Below are 26,116 nucleotides of genomic sequence, written 5' to 3' on the forward strand. Positions count from 1 at the left end.
GAACTTTTGGGAAGTGATACTATATTTACTCGGTTAATTCAACAATAAATTGCTGCAATAATACAGCTATTTCTGTTGCGAAATTTTTGTACAGCATAGTAAAATGTCCTCCGTCAATCTCTTCCACCTGTAACGATCTGGTGTGATTTTCCCATCCCAATGCCGGAAACTCATGAGGAACGCGCTCCTGCATTGCTTTTATTAAGATGAAAGGAGCATCAACACGGCCTTCGATGGTATAATGAAGCATCATATTAGCAATATTCAAATCGATAATGCGGAGTATTAATCCTTTAGTTTCAAGGTTTTCAAGTGTTCGGCTCTGCATCATTTCTGAAATATTCGGGATTTTTTTTTGAGCTATCAAGGTTGACAATTCATGCTGAAAGTCATCTTTCCATTCCGGCTCTGAAGTGGTTAACAATCTATATTTAATCAATGAGCCGATTACAAAATTCATGACATACGCCGCATCATAAAAAGATTCTGGTAAAGTTGTCGAAATATCAAGTATTGCGGCCATTTCTACTTTTTCTCCGGCTTGCTCCAGTTGTTTAATCATTTCAAACAATGCATGTCCTCCAAAAGAGTGAGCAATAAACTGATAAGGTCCGGTGGGCTGTATTTCCTTGATCCAATTCAGTTGAATTTCTGCAATTTCCCTCATATTATCCAGTGGTCTTTCACCCTCCAGTACCCCCATCATCTGAATGCCATATACCGCTCCTATAGGAGACAAAGCATCAGCCAGCTCGTCATATCCATCACAATTTCCATTAGATCCCGGCAATAAGAATATTTTTTGTGATTGACTGCTCCTGTTAAGCAACCTGATATGCTCATTATGTACTATTTTTTCAGGTTTTATAAGATCTTTATGGTCATTCATAAGAAAAGTTGCCTGTCCGGCAATTGTGGTATGAGAAAGGATCTCCTTCAACTGCACCTCATATCCTTCCGAGCGGATACGGCTTAGCAGTTGTAACGTAGTGAGAGAGTGGCCTCCCAACGCAAAAAAGTCATCGTCGGTACTTATTTCATTGGTACCGAGCAGCTCTACCCATATATCTTTAAGCATTTTTTCCATGGCATTCACAGGAAGAATAATCCTGTGAGATTCTGACTCTTTGGGAGAATCAATACTCAAGGCATTTCGGTCTACTTTGCCTGAAATAGTAAGGGGAATTTGTGGCAACACCTGCACATAAGCCGGTATCATATAATAAGGCAGCTGCGTTCTGAGATAAGAAATAATTTGTTCTTCCGGCAACTCGTCGGTTACTGAGACATAAGCGATCAGACGATTATCATGATGCTTGTCTTTTTGCACCAGGACTGCAGCCTGTTTTATGTCGGGATGTTGAAGCAAAACAGATTCAATTTCACCCGGCTCTATGCGGTAACCACGCACTTTTACCTGGTTATCTGCTCGGTGTTCGTATTCCAGATTACCATCCGGAAGCCATCTTCCTATATCTCCGGTTCTATACATAACAGAACCTGAAACAGTATTGAATTCGTTTGGTATAAATCTGTGTGCCGTCAGGTCCGGGCGGTGCAGATATCCATCCGTCACTCCTTCTCCACTAATGCAAATTTCACCCTGTACTCCTGCAGGAAGTAATTGCTGTAGTTCATCTAAAACAAATATAGAAACATTCTGTATTGGTTTTCCTATTGGCGTCTTCTTTAAAGGTTGGGTATACTTATACCTTGTGGCTGTAACTGTAGTTTCGGTAGGGCCATATTCATTATAAAAATCCACATACTGAGACCAGTAAGAGGCCAAAGCAGGTGGACACTCTTCCCCACCAACAACAATCCTTTTCAGGGAAGAAGACAATCTGATATGCCCAAGACTCTGCAGGAAGCCCGGAGTGAGAACCAGATGACTGATCTGTTCCGTCTTTATAAGCCGGGAGAAAAGATCCGGATCATGCAATACTTCATCTTCCGGCAATACCAAAGTTGATCCGTTCAATAGGGATAAAAACATGACTTCTACTGACGCGTCAAAAGTAAAATTGGTAAACTGTAATGCTCGCTCATCTGCTGTGAAACCAAGCTGTTGACTGCACCCTTCAATAAGATTAAGAACGGACCTGTGTTTTACAGGCACTCCTTTTGGCACTCCTGTAGAGCCGGAAGTATAGATTACATAAGCACAGGAAGAAGAAGACCACACAGGAAATTCCTCAATTACCGTAACATGGGAAGCTTCAGTGGTATTGACAAATATAATTTCAGAAGAAAACTCAAACACGGGCAATTGATGACCAACAACGATCGTCGCACCAGTATCATTCAAAATCATGGCAACCCTGTTTTCAGGCATCTTAGGATCAATAGGAACGTAAGCGGCCCCTAGTTTCATAATCGCTAAAATACTTGCAACCGTATTTGCCGTACGATCCGCCATCAGCGGAACATACATCCCCGGACTGACACCGGCATTACTTAATAAGGTTGCTATCCGGTCTACCCATCTTTGTAATGTATAATAAGAATACTCCTTATCCAGTGCTACCAAAGCAATTTTATCAGGATATGCTTCTGCGGTTTTATCAAAACAAGAGGTAAGGGTAGCTTCTTTTGAAAAGCAAGCATCAGTATCATTGAGCTTTTTGATCAGGTATTCTTGTTCTGTAGCCGGTAAAAGTAATTGTTTATCTACTTCTTGCTCTGCCCGATAGCGGAAACAATTTAATATATAATCGAAATAATATTGCAGATCTTTAGTTGTCTTCCCACTTTGAAGCATTCTGGAAAGAGAAAAGACAACTTTCATATCATCTCCGGTAAGGCTGATGGAAAAGTTTAGAAAAGTATTGGCAACTCCAAAGCTTGTATCGGTAAGCGATTCTTTTCCGAGCTGTACATTGACAAGATCTTTTTCGAGTTCGTCATAAATATGGAAATTGATAAAATTAAACAAAACATCAAAAAAAGGATTTTCCTTAGGTGAAGATTCTCCGTTGATCCGGGCAATCTCCGCCAAAGGTGTACGGTCATGAATTTCCAGCTGCTTTAATTTTTCGTCTATTTTTTTAAAATAATTGATCCAGGATTCACCCGGCTCTGGCATATCGAATACAAACGGAATAGTGTTGAGAAAACATCCCAGCAACTTATCTCCGTCTTCTACAATTGGCCGGTTATTAGCAACCAGCCCGATGGTAATCTTGCGTCGGTAGCTGAGCATACTTGTAACATACAGGCTAATACCGAGAAATACAGACTTTAATGACAATCCATAATCTTTAGCCACATCTTTCAGATGATGAAGGACCTCGACATTATATCCTACCACAGTATTTTCATAGATTTCTTCGGATGTAAAAATATCAAGCCTCTGATGATCTTCCATTTCAGCCTTCCAGAAAGCATGATCCGATCCCTGTTTTTTTCTTGTCAATTCTTCTTTTACAAAGTCACGATAGTGCCTATTTAATCGTGGAAGCAACTGATAATCTGCTTTTTTTTCCAATTGAAGATAAAGGTTAAATAATTCCGTATTAAAAGCAGCTACACTCCAGCCATCCAGGATAGCATGATGAAATTGCAAAATAAAAACAGTACCCTCATTCCAGTGTAGGAGAGCAGCCCGCCACAACGGCCCCTCCTGAATATCAAAAGAAATGATACGCTCTTTTTCCAGATAGGCCTTTAGGTATTGCTTTACCCCATTTATATCCTGATCAGACAAATCAAATTCTTCAACCATCACGGGTATATGACGTGATACAGCCTGTAATCCTGTTTCATGTAGTCCAAGATGGAAAGTAGTCCTGAAGGTCTCATGTTTATCAACCATTAGCTTTAAAGCTTTTTCAAAAACCAGCTTATCTATCTTTCGGTTAACCGGATAAAGGAATTGGTCATGATACACTGCAGAATCCGGATCACGCAATGACGCATAGATCATCCCGTTCTGAATGCTGGTCATAGGATAAACAGATTCCAGCTGATTATGGGTATTCAGCAATGGTAAGTATTTTTGTTCCAGCTCAACGAGCTCTCTGATAATTTCAGAATGTATTTCATTTCCGTTATCCCGGGTGCTGTTTTCTAATAATGATGCTAAATCACGCACTGTACGAGCTCCGTAAATATCAGCTACCCCAATTTCTACTCCTAGCCTATTCTTGATACGGGCAGCTACTTTTACGACACGGATAGAATCCCCGCCAATTTCAAAGAAATTATCCATAACACCGATGCGTTCTATACCAAGTAATTCCTGCCATATACCGGTAATTGCAACTTCCATTTCAGAAACGGGTGCTTCATATCCGGTGCTTCTTTTTCTTTCCTGGTCTTCAAGCTTTGAAAGAAGTCCACGGTCTGTTTTTCCGTTTGAGGTCACAGGCATTTGTTCCAGAGCAATGATATCCGTAGGTATCATATATTCGGGAATAATATTGGCCAGCGCCTTACGGATCTGTTTTTCCATCATCACCATAACCTCATCATTCCGGTTATTAAGGTGATTCACCTGATCAGCATAAAGAGACTTTTCAAGATGTTGTACCGAACTTGTTTCAGGAACATAATAACACACGAGTTTTTTATCTGACTGATCTTTTGAATTTTTTACAACCACACAATTTTCTGCTACCTCGGCTAATGTATTTACTGCGTGTTCAATCTCACCAAGCTCAATGCGATACCCTCTTATTTTCACCTGGTGATCAATACGGCCAAGATATTCAATTGTTCCGTCTTCCAGCCATTTACCCAGGTCACCGGCCCTGTACAGCTTTTCGTATTCGTTTTTACTGAACGGATCTTTTACAAACCGTTCTGCTGTGAGTTCTTCTCTATTTAAATACCCGGTAGCGACCCCTTCCCCTGCAATACACAATTCTCCGGGTACCCCGACCGGGACCGGCTGTAAATCTTTATCTAAAATGTAAGCACGTAACGTAGGAATGGGTTTACCGATAATACTCCCACTGCCATTCATTTCTTTTTCTGTAATTTCCTGATAAGTTACATGTACCGTGGTTTCTGTGATTCCGTACATATTGATCAGCTTGCAGGATGGGAATATTTTATGCCATGCTTTCAGACGCATCGGATGCAATGCCTCTCCTCCAAAAATTATATAACGAACCTGTAGCGAAACCGGATTTAATGAAATATACTCCTGTAAAACATAAAATGCTGAAGGCGTCTGATTCAGAACAGTGACTCCCTCATTCACCAATAATGTTGTAAAAGCAATAGTATCGCGTGCTATTGAACGTGGAACGATCACCACACGTCCTCCGTAAAAAAGAGCACCATACATTTCCCAAACAGAAAAATCAAAACAATAGGAATGGAACATTGTCCATACATCATTTTCATTAAAATCAAATAACGGATCGGAAGTTATAAACAAGCGGACGACATTACGATGAGGAATAATTACTCCTTTCGGGCGGCCGGTAGAACCGGAAGTGTAAATAATATAAGCAGGCTGCTCAGGATCACAGGCAGGAAGTTCAACGGATTCTCCTGTCATCGTCCAGTCACCGTCCAGGGTTATTAGTTTTGATTCATATATTTTCTTTACAACCGGAAACGTATTTTCCATGACTAACACAATCGGAGCATTGATATCTGTCAGGATAAAGTGAATACGGTCTTCGGGATATTCCGGATCTACAGGAATATATACTCCGCCGGCTTTTAAAATCCCTAAAATTCCCACCATCATTTCCAGGCAATGTCCTGTACATATCGGCACTAAACTCCCTTTTTCAACCCCTTCCTTTTTAAGGCGAATAGCTAACGCTGTGGATTGCTCGTCAAGGGATCTGTAGGATAGATGTTCTCCCTCAAAACTGACTGCGATATTATCCGGGGTACGAATCGCCTGTTCTCTAAACAAGCCCACAATCGTTTGTTCCGTAGGATAAGTAGCCGGGGTTCCACTGAATGAATATAATAATTCCTCTGTTTCAGCTGTACTCAACATGGTCATTCTGTTGATCGGTACATCTGCAGCAGACACTACGGAATGTAAGAGAGTTTCAAAATGCCCAACCAATCTTTCAATGGTAGACGTTTTGAAAAGGTCAGTACAATATACTACATCTGCCTGCAAACCATCAGGTGTTTCGTTGATTGAAAAATGCAGATCAAACTGGCTCGTGCGGTAGTGGTGAGGTATAGGTTCAATCTTTACCTCCCCAAGGACACTCACCTCAACATCCGGTGCATTCTGTAATACAAATACAATCTGGAAAAGAGGATTTTTGCTTGTATCGCGATCTCCCTGCACCTGCCCTACAATTCTCTCAAAAGGAACCTCCTGGTGATCATACGCTTCCAGAAGTGTTGCTTTGACCCGGTGTAATGCTTCACGGAAATCCGGCTGCCCTCCCAAGTCCGTGCGCAAAGCAAGGGTATTCACAAAAAATCCGATTAAAGGTTCAAACTCCTGCTGCAAACGTCCGGAAATAGCACCTCCGACGCAAATATCATCCTGAGAGCTATATCGATGCAGCAGTACTTTAAACGCTGTCAGTAAAGTCATATACAGTGTCACATCTTCCTTTAAAGAGAATGCCTTCAATTGTTCTGTCAATATCTTATTCACTTTGAATTTCATGGAATCTCCCTGTACACTCTGTTTAGGCGAACGGGCATAATCTGCAGGCATATTCAATGAAGCTATCCCATTCAGCTTATGTTTCCAATAATCAAGTTTTTTACTAATAAGTGATTCACTTTGGCGTTGCCAGACAGAGTAATCTTTATATTGTATTGTCAACATCGGCAATGCCGGTTCTTTACCGTTAAGAAAAGCTTCATAACAGGTTTCAAGTTCTCTGGATAAAACGGACAAAGACCATCCATCAGCTGCTATATGATGAATATTGACCACTAATATATGTTCATGAGAAGATAATGGAATAAGATGTGCACGAAGCATATGCTCAGCAGACAAATCAAAAGGCATTATGGCCAACTCATCGATGGCCGACTGAATACTTTCATCATCAAGTGCCAAAGAATCTTCTCCATACGTATCCATTTTCCAGGTGCCCGCCTCCAGTAGATGTTGATAAGGAACTCCGTCTTCCTGCCTTATTACGGTATGTAACGGCTCGTGGCGGTCAACAATATAAGCCAATGCTTTTTCCAGAGATACTACATCCAGCTCACCGGTGAGCCTGAAAGCTGAAATAATGTGGTACTGCACTGATCCATGCAGACGATCAAGGAACCACATTCTTTCCTGCCCGAATGATAGTGGCAGATTACCTGTATGATGGTCATCAGAGATGATCTCAGGATCTGAAATATTCTGTCTCTGCAATTCTATGATACGGGCAGCAAGGCGTTCAATGGTTTTACAGGTAAACAATACGGTAGGAGCTACACGAAGTTTCCATTCATTTTTAATAAAAGCACTTACCCGCATTGCCATCAGGGAATGCCCTCCCAAATGAAAGAAATTATCTCTGATACCCACTTCAGGTATCCGCAGAAGATCCTTCCATGCTTCTGCCAATTTATTTTCTATTTCGTTACGGGGATTCTCAATCTTCCCACACACTGTATTTTCCGGATCCGGTAGTGCATTTCGGTCTACTTTACCATTGGCATTAAGAGGAAGCTCATTCAGCAACATGATATGAGCAGGAATCATATACCCCGGTAATTTGGTTTCAAGCCATTGCAGAAGAATATCTTTATCATAAGCATTTTCCGAATCGACAACGTACGCAATCAACTGAAGAACTCCGGTAGGATCAGGCCGGGCGATAACCATAGCCTGTTGTATCATCGGAGACTGTAGCAATACGGTCGTTATTTCTGCGGGCTCTATACGGAAACCCCTTATTTTCACCTGATCATCAGCACGGCCCACAAAAACAATATTTCCATCAGGCAGCCAACGGACCAGGTCACCTGTTTTGTAAAGCTTTTCTATATCATTTTCTTTGAATAAATGTGAAATAAAGGAAGTAGCAGTAAGCTCCTGTTGTTTATAATAGCCGTCACTCAATCCTGCTCCTCCTACATATAATTCTCCTGTAATACCTATAGGGACCTGTTTCTGATCTTTGTTGAGGATATATGCACTTCGATAATTAAGTGGCACTCCCACCGGAATCTCATCAGACAAAGAATTATTAGTTAAATAAGCTAAAGAGAACGTTGTATTTTCAGTTGGCCCGTAGCCATTTACAATGTGTATATCAGGATAATGCTTCCTCACCTTTTTACCATGCTGAGCCGAAAAACGTTCACCTCCCACAATTACTGCACTTAATGTTTCAAATACGGAAACATCTGTATCAGCCAGCAGGTTAAACCATCCTGTTGTAAAAAACATTTTGGTAACTTTCTGTGTCCGGATAATGGATTTCAGTTTTGCCGTATCCATTAATTCTGCTTTGGTAGCCATCACCAAAGTTCCTCCGTTCAATAGAGCTCCCCAATATTCGAAAGTACTGGCATCAAAGGCAAAAGAACCTGCAGCCAATATCTTATCATCGGATGTAATCGGAAAATAATCTCCCGCTTTTACCAGGCTTACCACATTACGATGAGTTACCATTACTCCTTTAGGCTTACCCGTAGACCCTGATGTAAACATTACATATGCACAATCTGTACTTTTAACAGAAACATCGGTTACCTGTTCCGAAAAAAGCTCTAAAGTATCTAAACATACAACTTCTGCATCAGTAAACCTGGAAGCATGTACACTGGTCGTTACTACAATCTCAGCATCAACTTCCTCCATTAATACTGCCAACCGGTCAGTAGGAAGATCCGGTTCGACAGGTACATAAGCGGCTCCTGCTTTAAGGATCCCTAGAATAGAAATCATCAGCTGAGGGGTACGTTCCATACTCAGCAGTACAGGCATACCCTGAATCACTCCTTTTTTCTGAAGCTGAAAAGCCAGAGCATCAGAAAGCATTGCCAGTTTCGAGTAGGTTATTTTTTCATCATCAGAGATAAGGGCAACTGAATCAGGGCTTTCCTTAACCTGTCTGGCAAACATGGAAATAATGGTGTCATCTGAAGAATATATTTCCTTGCTATTGGAAAATTGTTCCAGCAATGATAATTCCTCCGGCGGCAATATTTCGAAATTCTTCAGTTGAGTCTCAGGCTTCAATGAACATTGTACCAGAATATGTAAAAAACGATCGGCAAAAAGCTGCATTTCTTCGGGAGAAAAATAGGCTTTATGATAAATAAATTCTATTTGTAACGGTTGATTTTCACCAAATTCCTGCCAGAATATTTCCAACGGAAATGATTGATGATTATTTCTTACCAGCTTCAGGTCTGAAAATATATTTTGCCCAAAATCAAGCCTAAAATCAAGCCGGCCGTGATTCACAATAATCCCAAAAGGTGGTGCCCCATCTTCTTTACCGGGAAACAGAGCATTAAAGTCGGAAACCAAGTACTTATAATACGGGTAGCTTTCTTTCTGAGCTGCTCTGATCTCAGCCATCAATTCCCGAACGGTCTTCTCCGGATCATATTGACCCGGAAATGGTAAAACACCGGAAAACATTCCTGCAGAGGAACGTTCCCAATTACTTCTGCGTTTATGAACTGTTACTCCCAGTGCAAACTGAGATTCTCCGGTTATATGTCCAAAATAAATATTGAGTACAGCAAGGGAAAGTGCAGATAAACCGGCACCGGTATTCTTTTGTAAAGAAGCTAAACAATCAATCTGCTTCTTATTTAGTGCTACGGTATATAATTCGCTGGTACCCTCACCCGTTATCGGATATTTCTTTTCAAGAAGTGACGGCAGGGGTTTTGTGAATTTTTGTTTCCAGTAGTTCATAGTCTGTTCATAAACAGAAGAATTGTACTCTTCGTCTGCTGTTTTCATTATCGAAACATAGGATGGCTTTTCCTGGCGTGAGTACACATCATTGGCAAGCGCCTGATAGCATTCAGCCACGTCTTTAAACCAATTGGATAAGCCTAAACCATCTAAAATAATGTGATGATAGTGCATAAAATAACAATACGTGTCATCACTCAACTTCAGGAAATAATGTTGGTGGGGAAAATTTCCCGGCTTGAGTAGTATTGGTGTGTTTAGCTGCTCATGCATCCATATCAAAGCTTCTTCCTCTGACTTATCACTAAAGTCTTTTTCCAGAAAAATCGTTGATGGAAGCTCAGATACAAGCACTGCCGGGAAATCCGGCTCATCAGCATCAAACTGTAAGCGGAAAACATCATGGGCAAACAGCATTTGCTTAACAGATGACAAAAAAAGACTTTTATTCACGGTGTCTTTTAATAGTACGTAACAACCCTGGCTGTAGCGTAGGCTGGCCGGGTTCATGACCTGATCAATAAAAATATCTCGCTGTGCGGGATGTAATGGATAATGGATGGTACTCATTTTAGATATTAGTTTAAGAGATTTCAGATTTGATTCGTTTACTACGGTCTTTAATACCAATATTGAAGTATGCTTTATTGAAAAAGCGGCTACAGTCATTCTCAATATATTCCGTAAGTGAAAAGACAGCTATGATCAAAGACAGAAGGACAATAAAGAATGCAGCACTTGAAAAAATGCACTCTATATTTACTTTTATTCTTGTACAGGAAATTGGAAGATCGTAAGAAGTTTATTCAACATCAGCTTTTATCTTTTCCCAGGGAAAGTTTTACTCTGTCTTTTTAAAAAACAAAGTACGGGCAGATATTGATTCTTTATTCCGAGCCTCCCTTTCGATTCGTTTTTTATCCTGCCAATGAATGAGTAAAAATAAAAACCCTACCATGATTACTGTATAGGAGATCAACTTTCCAATGCCTTCTATAAACATAATGACCGTGGCATGTTCATAGGTAGTAAAGCCTTCCAATCCTGCAGCATTACGTCTGTTGAATCTTCTTCTGTTGATCCAGTACCGTAATGCGATACCAGTCATCAATAAGAAAATGCCCATAATAAGAAAGGTATAATCCATGATTTCAGTTTTTTGATGTGGGCTAAAATTAAATAAAATAATTCTTATCTGAGTGACATTTTATAAAAAAAATTACTTCAACGTGTTCATTTAATTAATTATATTCTAAAAAGTAAGATTAAAATTGATAAATATTTCCTTTTTCTGAGATTTAACTCCACTTTAAGAAGTACAATATGACATTCGAAAAAGCACTGTTAATATTGTTTATGAAGCGACTAAAACATGATAAGAAACAGCTCCATATTCAGCAGCCATAAAAAAAGCAGAAACCGGTTGATTTCTGCTTTTTTTTCCTCGTATTTTCTTTATTTTTTTTCTTGTAGATTAAACACTGTGCCCGCAGGATCGGTAATCCAGTGCATATTTTCGGGAAGTTCTTCAATTTCGTCACAGGTTTCCACGCCATTTGATTCAAGGTATTTTGTAGCTTCTTCCACATGGGGTACTGTAAGCTGCAGCCAGGTTTCAGAATGGGTATAATTATCTACACAGTCGAGCCAGATAATATTATGTCCGAATTTCACTTCATGAGTTCTGGAAACGGTAGGATTAGTAATAGGTTTTTCTTCCACCTGCAACTTTAAAATATCTCTGTAAAAAGCGACCGTCTTTTCATATTTGTTTTTGGGAATTTTTAGGGCAATATTAATCCCGGCCTCAAATTTCACCTCCATATCATTGTTTTTAAATTTCAATTTCTCCGGTTACAACTTCACCTGCACGCTGATAACGCGCTATGATCACGCCTTTGGAAGTAATATGATTTTCCTTTAAAACAAAGGCTCCGGGAACAGCATTCTGATCGAATAATTTTTTCCCTTCACCGAGGATGAGTGGAAAAATTTTGAGCCGGATCTCATCCACAAGATCATGTAGTAGCAACAAGTGAATGAGCTCACTACTTCCCCAGACCTGAATCTCGGGACCTTCTGATTCTTTGAGGGCCTTGATATCCTCTATGTCTTTCAGGAAAACACTATGCTTCCAGTCTGATATTTCTATAGTTTGAGACAAAACATATTTTGTTCCTTCATTGATGGAGGGCCAAAAATCAGCATGAGAGGGCCAGTAAGCTGCAAAAATGTCGAATGTTTTTCTTCCCAACAGATAATCAGAAGATTTCAGCTCTTCCCGCGTGATCTTTCCCAGAAGATCATCACTATAGGAAAACGTCCAGCCTCCGTATTTAAAACCTCCTGATCTATCCTCGTCCGGACCACCGGGTGCCTGCATGACACCATCCATTGTAATCATTGATAAAACTGTTATCTTTCTCATGACAGGTAGTATTATTTTGATGAGTTATTTTAAAAAATTATTCAGGTATGTAAGAATGGTTACCGTCTGCATCATAAGGCTTACATGGCTTTGTCCGGGAACAATAGCCAGCTGGGATTTCGGCATAGGAGAAAGATCTGCAGAGACATCCCCACCCAGCAGTTTATAGGTTTTTGCCAGCTCGGTTTTGTCAAGGCCATCGTTGTCACCGGATATGATTAATACGGGTGAGGAGATTTTAGCAATATTAGAATCACCCAGATCAGATGGTGTTTTAACAGTAGCCATCATCTGTTCCAAAAATTTTGTCCATTTCGTCTTATCCGGCGCAACAGCATTATAGGCATCATGCAGTGGACTCTTATCGAACATCTCGGGCTTCATTGATTTAAAAGTATTGTTCACCTCAGGAAGCCATCCGGTATTTTTATACGTGGCAGAGATGATAACGAGATTTTTCAGCCGTTTCGGACTTTGAACTGCAAACTGATAAGCTATAGCACCACCAAAACTATATCCTACAAGATCAGCTGTTTCAATTTTCAGTTGATCCATAACTGCTTCCACATCACCTGCCAGGGTTGGGTATGAAAGTTTTCTCTCTGAAAATGGTGAATGACCGTGCCCCTGTAGTTCCAGCGCAATGACTTTTCTGTTTTTTGAGAGTTTCGGGATTAATTGTCCCCAGTTCATATCAATGGTCATAAAGGCTCCGTGCAGCAAAATAACCGGCCGGCCTTGTCCATAGACCTCATAATAGGTTTTGGTTCCGTTTACAGCGGCATATCCGCTTTCAGAAGGTTTCAGTTTTTGTGCGTAGAATGCTGATCCTGTAAAAAAGACAATCAAGATCAGCAATGCTGTTGTCAGAATATTTTTCATAATGGGTGTAGATTTGGTTTATTAAAACTTTTATTCAAAATTACCTGGTTTTCAGAAAAATAAACTTGTCACAGGACAAGATTTACAGAAAGAAAAGAAAGTGTTATAGCTTTCATTACAACAGTATTCAAAGATGAGATCATATTTATTACATTCTGCTTTATTTCAGGTATTTAAAGAGGAATACAAAATAATAAAATCATTTCACAATAAATATTTTATAATAATTATACTTTAGTTAGGAAAAATTGATTAATTTCGAAAAGTACTAAACCTAAATATTATGAAAAATTTAAAGAAAATCGAAAGACAAGAGTTAAAATCAATCAAAGGAGGAATCAACTGTCCTGGTGGCCAGATTTGTATGATCGGCGGCAAATGGCAATGTATGCCATTCGACGGATGTGGTGGTGGAAACCAGCCTTAATCTACATGCTGCCTTATGAAAAATTACAAGAAAATTTCCAGGGACCAGCTGAAGAAGGTCAATGGTGGAGCACCGGCAGGCTGCTCCGAAGCATGTTGCCCTCCTCCGGGAATCAAAAGATGTCCGTGGGTGTTGTGTATAGCACCGTGTGATATATTGAGTTAAAAATTTTAGGGCCTTATGATCTCTGATTATAAGGCTTTTTTGTATCTGTGATCACGATACATCTACCCCTTACCTGCATAAACTATCCGATGCCATGAGTACACAAAATAAAGAAATTCTTGAAAGCGCAAATTCTGCCATTACAAAAGGAGATTACGAAGGTTTTTTATCTTTTTGTTCGGATGATGTGACATGGATTTTTGTAGGAGACCAGACCCTCACCGGAAAGGAAGCCGTACGAGAATATATGGCCCGGACTTATTTGGAGCCCCCCAAGTTTTTTGTAAACAAAATAGTTGCTGAAAAGCATTATGTAATCGCTACAGGCCAGATAAGTATGAAAGATACTGGAGGAAAAATGAGGGACTATTCTTATTGTGATATATGGCGATTCAGGGATCATAAAATGGTGGAACTGGAAGCTTTTGTCATCGAAAAATAAGAGACCTGCCTGAAGTATTTTTTCTATTGTACACAAAAGACAATCCCTTTGGTCTTGTTTTGTAAGTGTTTATTCGGCATTTTTCTTTACCACATCAATCATATGGTCTATATCAAAAGGTTTTTGAATAAAATCGTCGGCCAGACAGTCTTTTGCAGTTTTCTCAATATTATGGGCCGTAGAGGTGAGAACGGAAGAAACATCTTCTGTATCCGGATCAGATTTAAGCTCCCTGATGACTTCTGATCCTTTTTTATCTCCTTTGATGTGATCGTCTACGATGACTACATCGGGATCAATGTCTTCGATATTTTCAATGGGTTCAGTCGTCAAAGACGGCGTTACATCAAAACCCCCATCCTCAAGCACTTCATCCATTATATCCAGGATCACTTCATTCTCCTGAATGAGCACCACCTTTTTTTCATGTTGTGTAATTTTGAACAAATATAGGAAGGATTATTGAATAACCTTACAGAATAGATTTTTTCAAATGAGAAGTAAAAAGGATTGGCCCTAGGAGCATGTTGGAATCATAAAATTCATTATTCTGAAAAAAAATAAATAATAAATAGCTGTATATTTTGATTTGGTTTTCCAGATTTTGTACAGTATGATGGATTCTAATGCTCTTTTGCAGACTGAAAGGGATTACTGCCGGGCATTTTAAAAAATCAACTAAAAAAGCCAGGTGGATTGTGATTGATACTACGGGTTTTTGTTAGAATTCATATTTAAAACAAATTTTAGTTTTGCAAAGTCCGTATCAGCTTCAACCAAAGTGCAAATTCCGCTGTTGTAGGTATAAGTAGTAGTATTTCCGTTCGGCAGATCGATTCTGTATTTTCTGGAATCAATCTTCTGAAGAGGGATCATTTTCTGGAATCTTTCCGAAAAAACAGATTTTACATTTCCCGGCTCGTTAAAATAGAGACTTGCAGTAGTGCAGAAAACAGACTGTTTTAGAAGGCCATTGGCGCCATTTTTATCCGAAAGATCATAAAAATGCCCATTCCGGGTGGCGGTATTGTTCACTTTTAGCCTCCCGTTCATTGTGCGGTAAAGCTTTGCCTGTTGTAGAATATTTTGTTTAAAAGTGACACCCATTTTGTCGTAAATCTCAATATTGTAGAGAATTCTTACTTTAGCCCGCGATTCGAAAACATATTCAGTGATACCGTTTTTCAAAGAACGTTCCACATGGATATTACCGATGGTTTTATCATCTTTTATAATAGAATAATGCAGATATTCTTTATCGGTGGGTGTTGCAATATGGGGTTGAAAATAGCCAGGCAGCGTCAGTAACAAAATCATACATGTTTTCATTGAACTTATTTTTTTAAAAAATTAACAACTTCCTTTATAAGTTTTCCTTTCGATGTACAACGAAGGCCCGAAATGGATTTTGATACATCAAGAGTTTTTTTTGCATTCGTCATGGAAATACTTATAATACAAAATTATACTTGGAGAAGGCCTGAAATGTTCCACATGATAAATGTGAACCTATTAAACAAAAACACCACAACGACATGAAAACAAGTCATTTAAAAACAAAACTGCGTTCCAATTTATAATTCTGAACCGTTTTTAGACTCTTGATGTGTTACAGGTATGGATCAGTGTCGAAAACTGGGAAATGTAGAATATTTATAACTATATTATTTAAAATAGATATTTTGAGCAAGCAAAGATTGGAACCAACTTCATAGATCCTTTCCAAGCGCATGCACATCCATAAAGCCTCATCAGCGACTTTGTCGCTTTCATAGCTCCCTTCTCAATAAGGAATCGCATCTTGCTTTTGCGTTTTGTGAAGCTTCAGAATGTAACTTATAGGAGTAAAGGATAGAACTTTTTCCTCTTAGAGGATAAAAGATAGAACATTTTTTATTTCCAGATTAACCAAGCTTTTTGCGTAGCCTCCAAGTTGGCATCTGATCCGAAAAGGATTTCTTATATACGAAAAAAAAGAGGGTCTTCTTGATGAAGACCCTCTCAGCGGAGAGTGAGGGATTCGAACCCCCGGACCTGTTACAGTCAACAGTTTTCAAGACTGCCGCAATCGACCACTCTGCCAACTCTCCTTAAACTCCGATTGTATCGTTGTTTTCAGTGGTGCAAATATAGAACGATTTTTAATTTCTGCAAAACTTTTGCGGAACAAATTTTAACAAAACTTAATAATAGACTAGAAATCAAGGGAATTATTTTTCATTTAAAAAGGCTAAACCCCGTATTGGCCGTAGGCTAAAGCAGTACTGCCAATGATATGAATGATAAAAAATACTCCACGACTTCCATATACTTCCTACAAGATCGATTAAAATTTTAAATCAATACCCATCGTTTTACTTACAGATATCTACAATATTTCTACATAAACACTAAGGTTTACGGTAATGCAAAACCTTTCCGGCTGTATTTACAAACACACATATTTTTCACTACATTTGTAAAAACACAGGTATCCTATGACAATGGAAAAGCTAAGAACTATAAGAAAGCAGAAAGGCCTTACACAGCAGCAGATTGCTGATATTATTGCAACTGATGTCTCCAACTACGGCAGAAAAGAAAGTGGTGACGTGAGAATATACGATGACGAGTGGGAAAAACTGGCTCATGCATTAGATGTTTCTGTAGAAGATATTAAAGAAGAAAGAGCAGCAACAGTTGTACAGAATCTGACTTTCAATGATAGCAGCTCTAACACCAGTAATCAGTCTGGTAATTATAATCAATATTGCAATATACCTGAATATTTGCTGGAAAGCCAGCAAGAGTATATTAAGCTTCTGAAAGAACAAATTGAGATTTTAAAAGCAGAAAATGCTAAGCTTAAAAAGAAATAATCTTTTCAAGAATATCAAGAATATACAGAAACGGCTTCCGTTGGAAGCCGTTTTCTATTATATACCCATCCAAAGCCCCTTTAAGGAATCCTAAAGCCTCTACAGCCACTTTCACAACGGTCGGGAGGCCGTACTATAAGCCCCGATACCCCCTTACCCAAGGGAATAAAGCGTCTTCACCAAGGGCATACTACCTGCTCCGAAGTGCCTGTAGACCGTCCATAAACCCATTAGAGACGGTATTGCAAGTATCTGGCGACCGTTCATAACAGGCCGGAGTGATTTTGGACAAGAATTTCGTGGGAAAATACCCATCAGAAATTCCATGAATTGTTGCTGTCCAGAAAAGAGAAGTATTGTTGAGGGTCCTATCCTATTCGCGGTCTACTATTTTAATGAAGCTGTTTTTTAAAAGATCAGACGGATACACAAACTGATCCCCATTATCTCCCTTTACAACAATAGCACCCTGCTCATCGTTCAGGCATTTGTCCAGTTGGGTTTTCAGGTCGTTTAGTTTCCCCTGGGGAGCTTCAATGATGTAGGTTCCGGTAACGTGTGTTATTTTGATGATTTTTGTTTCCATATTATTTTAGATTAGGGTGCTAAATTTAGAGATTTTCCTTTAGGTATAAAGATAAAAAGGGGATAATCTTGCCGTGATACACATAAAAAACAGTTTCAATGGAAGCTGTTTTTGCTTTTGCTTATTAAAGGTATAATTTTAAAAGGCCACGAATGCACGAATCCTTTTAATTATTCGTGCATTCGTGGCAAAAAAAGCGGTCTCCACGTTTCTTTATTGTGAGTACAGGAAAACAAAAAAGCGTACCCTATGGTACGCTTTGTATGATTAGAAGCTGAATATTAGTGTAATTCAGCCAGATATTTTTCTGCATCCATTGCAGCCATACACCCGCTTCCTGCAGCGGTAATAGCCTGTCTGTAGATATGATCCTGAACATCTCCTGCCGCGAAAACTCCCGGAAGATTCGTTCTTGAAGAACCTTTTTCAGTCAAGATATATCCGTTTTCGTCAAGATCTACCTGGCCTGCGAAGATATCTGTATTCGGTTTGTGACCGATAGCAATGAAAATCCCTTCAACATCGATCTTAGAAGTTTCCTGAGTTTGGTTGTTGATCACTACGGCTCTTTCTACCAAGCTGTTTTCTCCTTCAATAGCAATTAACTCGTGGTGGAATTTCACTTCAATATTCGGAGTATTTTCTACCCTGTGTACCATCGCTTTTGAAGCTCTGAACACATCTTTTCTTACTAATAACGTTACCTTTCTGCATAATTTTGCAAGATAAGTAGCCTCTTCAGCTGCCGTATCTCCTGCCCCTACAACGACAACATCTTTTCCTCTGTAGAAAAACCCGTCGCATGTCGCACAGGCTGAAACGCCTCCTCCTGCATATTTCTTTTCGTCATCAAGCCCAAGATACTTTGCTGTAGCTCCCGTAGAAATAATGACAGATTTTGCTAAAATTTCTTTGTTTCCTGCATATAGTTTATGAACACCGCCGACTTCTTTGGAAAACTCGGCTTTAGTGATCATCTCGTAATGAACTTTGGTATCAAATCTTTCTGCTTGTTTTTGCAGATCCATCATCATTTCTGGACCTGTAATTCCTGCCGGATATCCTGGGAAGTTATCTACTTCAGTAGTGGTAGTTAATTGTCCGCCCGGCTCCAAACCTGTATATAGCTCAGGTTTTAAGTCTGCTCTTGCTGCATAGATGGCAGCTGTGAAACCAGAAGGCCCAGATCCAACGATCACACAATCTAAAATGTTTTGCTCCATAATGTACTTGTTCGAAAAAAGATTTAATTAAATTAAGACTGCTAATTTCGTAATTTTTAATTGCTTTTTAAAGTTATTTTAATGATACTTGTCAATAAGAGATATGCGAATTCTCAATTGAGTTTTATATGCGAAAATTAAAAGCCTAGCGCTCAAAGTATAAGAGATCAAAATGTTGTTTACACAGCCCTATACTCTATCCCATCTCCTAGTCATTTTCAACTTTCAATTCTCCATTTTCCACTTCAATTAAACTTTCATTTTAATCTTGTCCACATTAATGATCTTATATACCAGCTCTTTAATCAATTCTGCTTCGCTCATATTCACTGCGCCAAGTCCTTTTCCTTTCATATCAAACTCCCGTAAGATAGAAATGACCCTTGTCGCATGTTTTAAAGGATATAATCTGGCACTTTCTGCATAATCCTTTATAAAATAAGGATTCAAGCCCATTTGGGAAGCAATAACCTGTGGCGGCTGCCCGGCCATGGTCTGATAAATAATAACATTTGAAAAGTAATTGTAAAGGCTTGCCAACATCATCACAAACGGATTGTTTTTGGGGTTCTTACCCATAAAATGGGCAATTTTAAAGGCGGCATTGGCATTTTTTGTTCCCAATGCTTTTTGAAGTTCAAAAACATTGTATTCTTTACTGATTCCTATATGATTTTCTACAATGGCACCGTCAAGAACCTCCCCTTCTTTAAGAATAATTTTCAGCTTATTCAGTTCATTAGCAATTCTGGAAAGATCATTGCCAAGGTATTCTGCTAAAAGATGGGAAATATTAGGTGCCGTTTTGATGCCAAGTTTAGTACATTCATCAGCAATCCATTTCGGCAGGTTATTATCCTTTACAGATTCGCTAAGAAATAATGCTTTGGCTTTATCCAGAGATTTGGCGGCTTTTTTTCTGCTGTCCAGTTTTTTATGTTTATGGGCAAAAACAAGTACCGTGGAAGGTACAGGGTTTTCTACATAAGATTCCAGAATCCTGTTTTCCTCTTCATTGAACTTAAGATCCTGTGCTTCTTTCACAATGATCACCTGCTTATCCCCCATCATCGGAAACTGCCTTGCCAGTGAAAGAACCTCCTGGTATGAGGTATCTTTTCCATAGGTAACGGTCTGGTTGAAGGCTTTTTCATCTTCTTCCAGAAAGTTGTGCTCAAGGGCTTTTACAGCGATATCAATAAAGTAAGGTTCATCTCCGTGAAAAAAATAAATCGGTAAAACTTCTTTATTTTTAATATTTTTGAGGATTAAATCTAATTCTTTCATCTTATTAATGGAACTTCCAAAACTGAATTTTCAGGAAACTTTTGATTTTAAATTCAAGAAAGACAAAGATAAGTTTTTTATTTATGATTTGGTTCGTAAAACTTATCTTCTGCTCACGCCTGAAGAATGGGTAAGACAACACTGGATACACTATTATCTTACGGTAAAATCCTACTCTGCATCGGCACTGATCACCGAAAAAAAAATTGTTTTAAACGGACTGACAAAGAGAGTTGACCTTCTGATCACGGAGAAAGCCGAACCTGTCATTCTGATTGAATGCAAAGCTCCCCATATCAAACTGACAGAGAAAACATTTGAACAGACCGCCCGGTACAACTCCATCATCGGAGCAAAGGAAATTATTCTTACCAATGGACTTCAGCATATCAATGCTTATTATGAAGACGGACAGTATCAGTTTTACAGACCGGAATAAATAAAAAATAAAATCACTTCCGTTTTCACAACGATTACAACTGAAGACGTGATCATTCCCCTCCTCTGGAGGGGTGGCGAAAATTTACAAAATTTTTGACGGGGTGGTTCATAAAAAATAGCAGTAACTCACAACAATATTAATTATTATGAATATAAAAAACATCATTTTCGATTTCGGAGGCGTTCTGATGGATTGGAACCCCAGATATTTCTTTAAAGACTACTTTAATGATGATGAAAAAATGGAATATTTCCTGGAAAATATTGCCCAGGACGAATGGAATATCGAACAGGACCGGGGAAGAAGCCTAGCGGAAGGAACCGAAATCCAGGTAAAGAAATTTCCTGAGTGGGAAAAAGAGATCAGAGCTTTCTATGACAACTGGACCGTGATGCTAAAAAGTGATATCCCTCAAAATGTGGAAGTCCTGAGGAAACTCAGAAAAACAGATTATCACTTATTCGGATTAACCAACTGGTCTGAAGAAACGTTTCCCTATGCTCTGGAAAATTATGATTTTTTTCAATTGTTTGACGGAAAGATAGTGGTTTCAGGAACAGAAAAACTCATTAAACCTGATCCGAAAATCTGGCATGTCTTATTGGAAAGATACCAGATAAAAGCTGAAGAATCGGTATTTATAGACGACAATCAAAAAAATATCGAGATGGCAGAGTCATTAGGTTTTAATACCATTCATGTTCTGCCCGATACTGATCTGGAAAAGGAACTGACAGATCTTGGGATAAAAATTTAATGTATTTTTCGCAAAATAGTAAGATCCTCAATTACATTATTTTTCATTAATTTAGTTGAGGATTTTTTGTTGATCAGATATTTTTTTTCCGTTACTGTGAAGTCAATTAATAAGCTCCGCAATAAAAAAACAATACCGCTCAACTTGATCCAGATACTAAAGAAAGTTGCAAAACCCAACACAAAATAAAAAATATGATACGTTCAATTTTATTAACCGCAATTCTTATGGCCTCAGGAACAGTTTTCGGTCAAAAACTTAAGACCGTTTCCTATCAGGACGGCGCACAAAAATTAAATGGTTTAATCACTTCCAATGCAGGCAAAAAGCTTCCGGGAGTGTTGATTCTTCCGGCCTGGAAAGGAATTGATGAGGAAGCAAAAACGGCAGCTGTAGAGCTCGAAAAACAAGGATACATTGCCTTTATTGCTGACATTTACGGGGAAGGAAAAATCCCTGCCGACAATGATTCTGCCGCGAAAACTTCAGGGTATTACAAGCAAAATTATCAGGAATACCAGAAAAGGATCTCCCTGGCATTGGAGCAGCTAAAGAAAAACGGAGCAATAGCTGACAAGACAGCAGTCATCGGATATTGTTTTGGTGGTACAGGAGCTCTGGAATCTGCCAGAGGCGGACTTCCCGTTGTAGGCGTTGTTTCCATCCACGGTAGCCTGGGGAAAGACCAGACAAGGAAAAACGAGAAACTGAACGCTAAAATTTTAGTGGAAAATCCAGCCGATGACAAAAGTGTCTCATAGCAGGATTACGACAACCTCATCAAAGAAATGAATGAAGGTAATGCCGACTGGCAGATCATTACGTATGCCCATTCAAAACATACTTTTACAGATCCTAAATCTCCCGACTATAATGAAGTTATGGCTAAAAGAGCATGGAATCATACTTTATTATTTTTAAAGGAAATCCTGAAATAAGCAATGATGCCTCGAAGGTAAACACCCTGAAATAACCGCACTCAAAATGTAAAAAGGCAAATTCAGCACCCAGCGAATTTGCCTTCTTTTATTTTTACTGAATAGATGCCGGCTGAGCCTCCATCTCAACATTATATTTTTTAGGTGAATATTTGGTAAGCGAGCCTGTGGCTGCATCAATTCCGACTCCTATTGCCCCACCAAAAAGAATATTTAATAGCGTTACCGGATTAAAGGTCTTTGTAAGCTTTACCTCTTTGGTAACAAAGCCTTCTTTTTCAAAGGTGACCGTTTGCCTGCTCAATGATCTGGAGATATCAGCAGTACATGGTGTCACACACTTTTCGATTCCCTTATGAATCACTTTTGCGCCTTCGGGAGCAGAAGAAAAAGATATAGCATCTTTAGAGCCTGTAAAAATGGTTGCGCATGAAGTTGCAGAAAGCGAAATCCCAAGTAATAACACAATTGATAGATTGTTTTTCATAAATTTTTTTAAGCTAAATTTTAAGTGCGCGAACTTACAAAATAATTATATACCACATGCACTAATTTTGCTAAAAAACATAGTATTTATCGGCATTCAAATAAAAAAGCAACCTCAGCTTTGAGATTGCTTTTTATCATTCCATCATTTCACTGCTGATGGCTATTTTTTATAAAAGACGGGTTTTACCGGTTTTCAGATCCGATCTTTTGTATTCTTTTAGTTAATCTACTCCTTCCACTTCCCTGTTAACCAACTCCATAGAAAAGGCAGGAAGACAGATGGCAAGGTATTCACAGGGTTCTGCAAACGGGTTACTGTACCTTATTCTTGTTCCTTTTTCAATCCATATACTTTGGCCTTTTTCAAGAACAACTATTTCTCCGTCTATTTCAAATTGCTTTTTTCCTGAAATAATATAAGTGAATTCATCAAACTCAGGAGTCTGGTGAGGCTCGCTCCAATCGGGAGGTGCTACCATATGGGCAATAGAAACATTAGCATTTCCGGTGGAATTCCCCCAGTGCTCTTCAATCAGTTTTCCATCGGTGGTGGGAACTATAAATGGAGATTGCTGAATTTTATATTTTTTCATTCCAATCTTCCTTTTTTATTTCGTAGACAAAATTAGTCCGGGTAGGTTCTGCAAAATAAGCGACTTCTTCTTCGGCAATTTTTTTTCCTCCCAACCTTTCCAGGGCTGTTTGCGAGCGGAAATTTTCTTTCCCGATGTGAAAATGAACTTTATCGACAAACTGAAAGATATAATCCAGCATCAGTTTTTTCACCTGCGGATTGATTCCTTTTCCCCAGGATTTTGTTCCATAAAAAGTATATCCTATAAAAATATGGCTGTCATTTTCATCGAAGTTATAGTAGCGACTGCTTCCCAATACGTCTCCGGTTGCTTTATCAATAATCTTAAAAGCCCCTTTACTTTCCATCGCTCCCTGAAAAAAACTTTCAAAGACCTCTCTTTTATACCGATCTTTATTGGGATGCTGTTCCCAGACTTTCGGATCGGAAGCTACTTCGTATAATGATTCAAAATCCCCTTGCTGTAAGGGGATTAATTGAAATTTATCATTCTCTAAAACAGGCTGAATAGAAAAATTCATTATTTAGCTTTTTTTAGTAGAATCTGATTCTATTTTCTTGATTTCTTTCAGTTTATCAGAAATCTTAATAACGGTATCCAATTTATTTGGCTTCAATGGAACTTCTGCCTGTGCCATATCCCATTTGATCACTAGGTTTCCGGAATTTTCGTCTGTAGGATTCAGGGTAATTTCAAACCATTCCTGTTTGTCGGCTAATTTGCTCACCGGTACGGTAACATCTACAACATCCTGTTTAGGGTCATAGGTATACGCTCCCCATTGCTGGAAATCTTTATTCAAGATCACTTTCCATTCTTTTTCTGTAGGAACGATGAATAATCCGTAAGTTCCTGCCGGAACTGTCTTTCCGCCAAAATTCACGGCCTGGCCAAATGTGATTTTTGTGGAAGAGTTAGCTCCTGCTCTCCAAACCTGACCATAAGGAACAAGGTCTCCAAATATTTTACGTCCTTTCACTCCGGGTCTACCGTAGTCGATAGAGATTTTAGACATCGAAAACTGCTGTTCCACTTTCTGGCGTGGACTTGCTGCAGGTACGGAGTAATCCTGTGCAAAGCTGAATGCTGAAACTGATATGCAAATTGCTGCTAATAACTTTTTCACGTGTAAATTTTTGCTTAAAATTACAAAAATCAAAATAAAATAGCTTTCTCTAGTTCCAATAATTTTTGCTTTCTCCAGATTCCTCCTGCATATCCTATCAGCTCGCCATTAGACCCTATCACGCGGTGACATGGGATCAAAATAGCAATTTTATTGATTCCGTTGGCCGTTCCGACAGCACGGATTGCTTTTGGGTTACCCAAAAACTCAGATTGCTGTTTATAGGTTCTTATCTCTCCCATAGGAATTTCCCGGAGCAGCTGCCAGACTTTCTCCTGAAATTCGGTTCCGGTAGTATGTAGAGGAACTTCAAAACGATTCCTTTTCCCATCGAAATATTCTTTCAGTTCTTCTTCCAGCTGTACAAAATGAGGGTGATCTTTTTCTGTAATGTCGGCCTGTAAAGTTTTTGAAAGAGATTTTAACTGCTTTTCAATATTCTTCCTGTCCGTAAACTCAAGCAGGCATATTCCCTCATCAACTGCACAGGCAATCATATCTCCCAGCGGAGTTTGTATCGTTTTTTGATGGATGATTTTCATTAGTTTAAAAGTAGTCAATTTTTGAAAATCATTTTCCGCTTTAAACAGTTTTTATAACTTTTTTGCCTGTACAGTATACCATTTATTATGATAGACCAGCAATCCGAAGCATCAGCTACGATTTTTATAAAAATAGTTTCCGAAGTAATTTTCAACGTTTTTTTCAACCATTTTGTTATATTATTTGCTTTTCCAAAGATAATGGGTAATTTTAAGGTTTTAATACACTAATCACCCAATAATGCTCAAAAAAACAAGTCTCCTAGTTTTACTTTCGGCCGCATTTCTCGGTATAAATGCCCAGCAGACGATCCCCTTCAGGATCACAAAAAGTAACAATATCATTCTAAAAACCCTGGTCAATAAAAAGGATTCACTGGATCTGATGTTTCAGATTGCCATGAAAGATGGAGCAATCTCTCCTGAAAAACAACGAAAAACGGATCACATCATTTTCAACAAAGATGAAATCAGTGATGGAAATACGGTTGAACTTGGAAAATTATCTGTACAAAACATTCGTTTTACTGATAATCAATTGGCAGGACAAGGGGCAGACGGAAAGATAGGAACAGCCCTTTTTGAGGGAAAATCTTTTAAAATTGATTACGATAATAACCAATTTGTGGTTTATGATACGTTACCTGATGTGAAAGGATATCAGCCGGTTCCTGTTTTTTATGATCATGATGCGTTCTATATCGTGGCAGATAATGTTGTTGACGGGCATCAACAACAGGAAGGATATTTTGCACTGCAATCAGGATATTCAGGAGGAATACTCTACAGCAATGATTTTGCAGAGGAAAAAGAGCTTGACAAAAAACTGAAAGTGATCGGGGAAAAAACTTTGAAAAACTCTGCCGGACAAAGTATTATTACCAAACAGGCCATTCTTCCCTTCTTTAAGCTGGGAGATTTTGTCTTCAAAAATATATCGGTCGGTTTTTTTGCGGGAGAACTCAAAACCCAAAATGTAAGCTACTTCGGGGCCGACATGCTTCGTCGATTCGTCTGGATCTTTGATGCAGAGAGAAAAACGGCTTATATTAAACCCAGCAGATACTATTCAGAACCATATTACAAAATAAATTAAACATTAGGA

General features: G+C 38.9%; 22 protein-coding genes, 1 tRNA gene and 1 pseudogene. 8 read left to right on the forward strand and 16 right to left on the reverse strand.

Translation table 11 applies throughout. From position 1 onward, the window contains the following. Positions 1-25 precede the first annotated feature (25 nt). The 5 genes from M030_RS0106155 to M030_RS0106175 all read right to left on the reverse strand — a co-directional run bounded on the left by M030_RS0106155 (position 26) and on the right by M030_RS0106175 (position 13,133). Complete coding sequence (locus tag M030_RS0106155) at positions 26-10,393, reverse strand: non-ribosomal peptide synthetase (protein WP_185097383.1); 10,368 nt, start codon at positions 10,391-10,393, stop codon at positions 26-28. Positions 10,394-10,664: 271 nt separating this feature from the next. Next, on the reverse strand, positions 10,665-10,970 hold the full coding sequence (locus M030_RS0106160; RefSeq protein WP_027372693.1) for a hypothetical protein: 306 nt from the start codon (positions 10,968-10,970) through the stop codon (positions 10,665-10,667). A gap of 308 nt (positions 10,971-11,278) precedes the next feature. Continuing rightward, positions 11,279-11,647, reverse strand: a complete 369-nt coding sequence (locus M030_RS0106165; protein ID WP_027372694.1) for a VOC family protein — start codon at positions 11,645-11,647, stop codon at positions 11,279-11,281. Positions 11,648-11,657: 10 nt separating this feature from the next. After that, positions 11,658-12,251, reverse strand: a complete 594-nt coding sequence (locus M030_RS0106170) for a dihydrofolate reductase family protein (protein WP_027372695.1) — start codon at positions 12,249-12,251, stop codon at positions 11,658-11,660. A gap of 24 nt (positions 12,252-12,275) precedes the next feature. Next, positions 12,276-13,133: an alpha/beta fold hydrolase gene (locus M030_RS0106175; RefSeq protein WP_027372696.1), complete on the reverse strand. Its 858-nt coding sequence runs from the start codon at positions 13,131-13,133 to the stop codon at positions 12,276-12,278. Between the two features lie 283 nt (positions 13,134-13,416). On the opposite strand from M030_RS0106175, the gene M030_RS25450 reads away from it, so the two are divergent. From M030_RS25450 to M030_RS0106185, 3 genes are all read left to right on the forward strand, one after another. Next, complete coding sequence (locus M030_RS25450) at positions 13,417-13,560, forward strand: bacteriocin-like protein (RefSeq protein ID WP_155857857.1); 144 nt, start codon at positions 13,417-13,419, stop codon at positions 13,558-13,560. A 15-nt stretch (positions 13,561-13,575) separates the two neighbouring features. Then, positions 13,576-13,725: a bacteriocin-like protein gene (locus M030_RS25715; protein ID WP_164464821.1), complete on the forward strand. Its 150-nt coding sequence runs from the start codon at positions 13,576-13,578 to the stop codon at positions 13,723-13,725. A gap of 94 nt (positions 13,726-13,819) precedes the next feature. Beyond that, on the forward strand, positions 13,820-14,167 hold the full coding sequence (locus M030_RS0106185) for a nuclear transport factor 2 family protein (protein WP_027372698.1): 348 nt from the start codon (positions 13,820-13,822) through the stop codon (positions 14,165-14,167). A 69-nt stretch (positions 14,168-14,236) separates the two neighbouring features. Here M030_RS0106185 and M030_RS0106190 read toward each other — a convergent pair whose 3' ends face one another. From M030_RS0106190 to M030_RS0106205, 3 genes are all read right to left on the reverse strand, one after another. Further along, a complete protein-coding gene (locus M030_RS0106190) occupies positions 14,237-14,614 on the reverse strand; it encodes a two-component system response regulator (protein ID WP_027372699.1) in 378 nt (125 codons plus the stop codon). A gap of 261 nt (positions 14,615-14,875) precedes the next feature. Next, a complete protein-coding gene (locus M030_RS0106195) occupies positions 14,876-15,496 on the reverse strand; it encodes a DUF6134 family protein (RefSeq protein WP_123861231.1) in 621 nt (206 codons plus the stop codon). A gap of 676 nt (positions 15,497-16,172) precedes the next feature. Continuing rightward, positions 16,173-16,257: transfer RNA gene (locus M030_RS0106205), tRNA-Ser, on the reverse strand. 387 nt (positions 16,258-16,644) lie between these two features. Between M030_RS0106205 and M030_RS0106210 the strand changes: the two genes are divergently transcribed. Further along, positions 16,645-17,025 carry a helix-turn-helix domain-containing protein gene (locus M030_RS0106210; RefSeq protein WP_027372701.1) on the forward strand — a complete coding sequence of 127 codons (381 nt, stop codon included), beginning with the start codon at positions 16,645-16,647 and terminating at the stop codon, positions 17,023-17,025. 373 nt (positions 17,026-17,398) lie between these two features. Here the strand turns inward: M030_RS0106210 and M030_RS0106220 are convergent, their stop codons facing one another. The 3 genes from M030_RS0106220 to holA all read right to left on the reverse strand — a co-directional run bounded on the left by M030_RS0106220 (position 17,399) and on the right by holA (position 20,121). Further along, on the reverse strand, positions 17,399-17,611 hold the full coding sequence (locus M030_RS0106220; RefSeq protein ID WP_027372702.1) for a hypothetical protein: 213 nt from the start codon (positions 17,609-17,611) through the stop codon (positions 17,399-17,401). Positions 17,612-17,892: 281 nt separating this feature from the next. Further along, entirely contained in the window at positions 17,893-18,834 is a 942-nt protein-coding gene (trxB, locus tag M030_RS0106225; RefSeq protein ID WP_034722197.1) for a thioredoxin-disulfide reductase, read from the reverse strand. A 249-nt stretch (positions 18,835-19,083) separates the two neighbouring features. Then, positions 19,084-20,121, reverse strand: a complete 1,038-nt coding sequence (gene holA / locus M030_RS0106230; protein WP_027372704.1) for a DNA polymerase III subunit delta — start codon at positions 20,119-20,121, stop codon at positions 19,084-19,086. 7 nt (positions 20,122-20,128) lie between these two features. Between holA and M030_RS0106235 the strand changes: the two genes are divergently transcribed. The 3 genes and pseudogenes from M030_RS0106235 (at position 20,129) to M030_RS23805 (ending at position 22,258) form a co-directional block, all read left to right on the forward strand. After that, positions 20,129-20,560 carry a type I restriction enzyme HsdR N-terminal domain-containing protein gene (locus M030_RS0106235; protein WP_027372705.1) on the forward strand — a complete coding sequence of 144 codons (432 nt, stop codon included), beginning with the start codon at positions 20,129-20,131 and terminating at the stop codon, positions 20,558-20,560. Between the two features lie 148 nt (positions 20,561-20,708). Further along, positions 20,709-21,320, forward strand: coding sequence for an HAD family hydrolase (locus tag M030_RS0106240; protein ID WP_027372706.1), 612 nt, complete (start codon positions 20,709-20,711; stop codon positions 21,318-21,320). A gap of 227 nt (positions 21,321-21,547) precedes the next feature. Beyond that, positions 21,548-22,258: pseudogene (locus tag M030_RS23805) on the forward strand (dienelactone hydrolase family protein). 94 nt (positions 22,259-22,352) lie between these two features. Here the strand turns inward: M030_RS23805 and M030_RS23810 are convergent. The 5 genes from M030_RS23810 to M030_RS0106270 form a co-directional block, all read right to left on the reverse strand. Further along, positions 22,353-22,745 carry a PEGA domain-containing protein gene (locus M030_RS23810; RefSeq protein WP_051584918.1) on the reverse strand — a complete coding sequence of 131 codons (393 nt, stop codon included), beginning with the start codon at positions 22,743-22,745 and terminating at the stop codon, positions 22,353-22,355. A 223-nt stretch (positions 22,746-22,968) separates the two neighbouring features. Continuing rightward, positions 22,969-23,340 (reverse strand): cupin domain-containing protein, encoded by a 372-nt coding sequence (locus M030_RS0106255; protein ID WP_027372707.1) that lies wholly within the window; start codon positions 23,338-23,340, stop codon positions 22,969-22,971. Beyond that, positions 23,327-23,863 (reverse strand): GNAT family N-acetyltransferase, encoded by a 537-nt coding sequence (locus M030_RS0106260; RefSeq protein ID WP_027372708.1) that lies wholly within the window; start codon positions 23,861-23,863, stop codon positions 23,327-23,329. The genes M030_RS0106255 and M030_RS0106260 overlap by 14 nt, the downstream gene beginning before the upstream one ends. 3 nt (positions 23,864-23,866) lie before the next feature. Next, the gene (locus M030_RS0106265; RefSeq protein ID WP_027372709.1) at positions 23,867-24,469 is read right to left on the reverse strand and encodes a DUF2911 domain-containing protein; all 603 of its coding nucleotides are present in this window, start codon (positions 24,467-24,469) and stop codon (positions 23,867-23,869) included. Between the two features lie 29 nt (positions 24,470-24,498). Beyond that, on the reverse strand, positions 24,499-25,011 hold the full coding sequence (locus M030_RS0106270; RefSeq protein WP_027372710.1) for a methylated-DNA--[protein]-cysteine S-methyltransferase: 513 nt from the start codon (positions 25,009-25,011) through the stop codon (positions 24,499-24,501). Positions 25,012-25,252: 241 nt separating this feature from the next. Here M030_RS0106270 and M030_RS0106280 point away from each other — a divergent pair, with 241 nt between their 5' ends. Next, positions 25,253-26,107 (forward strand): hypothetical protein, encoded by an 855-nt coding sequence (locus M030_RS0106280; protein ID WP_027372711.1) that lies wholly within the window; start codon positions 25,253-25,255, stop codon positions 26,105-26,107. Positions 26,108-26,116 lie beyond the last annotated feature (9 nt).

This window comes from Chryseobacterium sp. UNC8MFCol, from assembly GCF_000482305.1.
Classification (GTDB): domain Bacteria; phylum Bacteroidota; class Bacteroidia; order Flavobacteriales; family Weeksellaceae; genus Chryseobacterium; species Chryseobacterium indologenes.

Excerpts from the sequence above, each read along its gene's own strand:
- M030_RS0106260 (WP_027372708.1), bottom strand. The coding sequence starts at position 23,863 with ATGAATTTTTCTATTCAGCCTGTTTTAGAGAATGATAAATTTCAATTA.
- trxB (WP_034722197.1), bottom strand. The coding sequence starts at position 18,834 with ATGGAGCAAAACATTTTAGATTGTGTGATCGTTGGATCTGGGCCTTCT.
- M030_RS0106280 (WP_027372711.1), top strand. The coding sequence starts at position 25,253 with ATGCTCAAAAAAACAAGTCTCCTAGTTTTACTTTCGGCCGCATTTCTC.
- M030_RS23810 (WP_051584918.1), bottom strand. The coding sequence starts at position 22,745 with ATGAAAAACAATCTATCAATTGTGTTATTACTTGGGATTTCGCTTTCT.
- M030_RS0106220 (WP_027372702.1), bottom strand. The coding sequence starts at position 17,611 with ATGGAAACAAAAATCATCAAAATAACACACGTTACCGGAACCTACATC.
- holA (WP_027372704.1), bottom strand. The coding sequence starts at position 20,121 with ATGAAAGAATTAGATTTAATCCTCAAAAATATTAAAAATAAAGAAGTT.
- M030_RS0106240 (WP_027372706.1), top strand. The coding sequence starts at position 20,709 with ATGAATATAAAAAACATCATTTTCGATTTCGGAGGCGTTCTGATGGAT.
- M030_RS0106270 (WP_027372710.1), bottom strand. The coding sequence starts at position 25,011 with ATGAAAATCATCCATCAAAAAACGATACAAACTCCGCTGGGAGATATG.
- M030_RS0106170 (WP_027372695.1), bottom strand. The coding sequence starts at position 12,251 with ATGAGAAAGATAACAGTTTTATCAATGATTACAATGGATGGTGTCATG.
- M030_RS0106210 (WP_027372701.1), top strand. The coding sequence starts at position 16,645 with ATGACAATGGAAAAGCTAAGAACTATAAGAAAGCAGAAAGGCCTTACA.
- M030_RS0106195 (WP_123861231.1), bottom strand. The coding sequence starts at position 15,496 with ATGAAAACATGTATGATTTTGTTACTGACGCTGCCTGGCTATTTTCAA.
- M030_RS25715 (WP_164464821.1), top strand. The coding sequence starts at position 13,576 with ATGAAAAATTACAAGAAAATTTCCAGGGACCAGCTGAAGAAGGTCAAT.
- M030_RS0106185 (WP_027372698.1), top strand. The coding sequence starts at position 13,820 with ATGAGTACACAAAATAAAGAAATTCTTGAAAGCGCAAATTCTGCCATT.
- M030_RS25450 (WP_155857857.1), top strand. The coding sequence starts at position 13,417 with ATGAAAAATTTAAAGAAAATCGAAAGACAAGAGTTAAAATCAATCAAA.
- M030_RS0106175 (WP_027372696.1), bottom strand. The coding sequence starts at position 13,133 with ATGAAAAATATTCTGACAACAGCATTGCTGATCTTGATTGTCTTTTTT.
- M030_RS0106155 (WP_185097383.1), bottom strand. The coding sequence starts at position 10,393 with ATGAGTACCATCCATTATCCATTACATCCCGCACAGCGAGATATTTTT.
- M030_RS0106160 (WP_027372693.1), bottom strand. The coding sequence starts at position 10,970 with ATGGATTATACCTTTCTTATTATGGGCATTTTCTTATTGATGACTGGT.
- M030_RS0106255 (WP_027372707.1), bottom strand. The coding sequence starts at position 23,340 with ATGAAAAAATATAAAATTCAGCAATCTCCATTTATAGTTCCCACCACC.
- M030_RS0106165 (WP_027372694.1), bottom strand. The coding sequence starts at position 11,647 with ATGGAGGTGAAATTTGAGGCCGGGATTAATATTGCCCTAAAAATTCCC.
- M030_RS0106235 (WP_027372705.1), top strand. The coding sequence starts at position 20,129 with ATGGAACTTCCAAAACTGAATTTTCAGGAAACTTTTGATTTTAAATTC.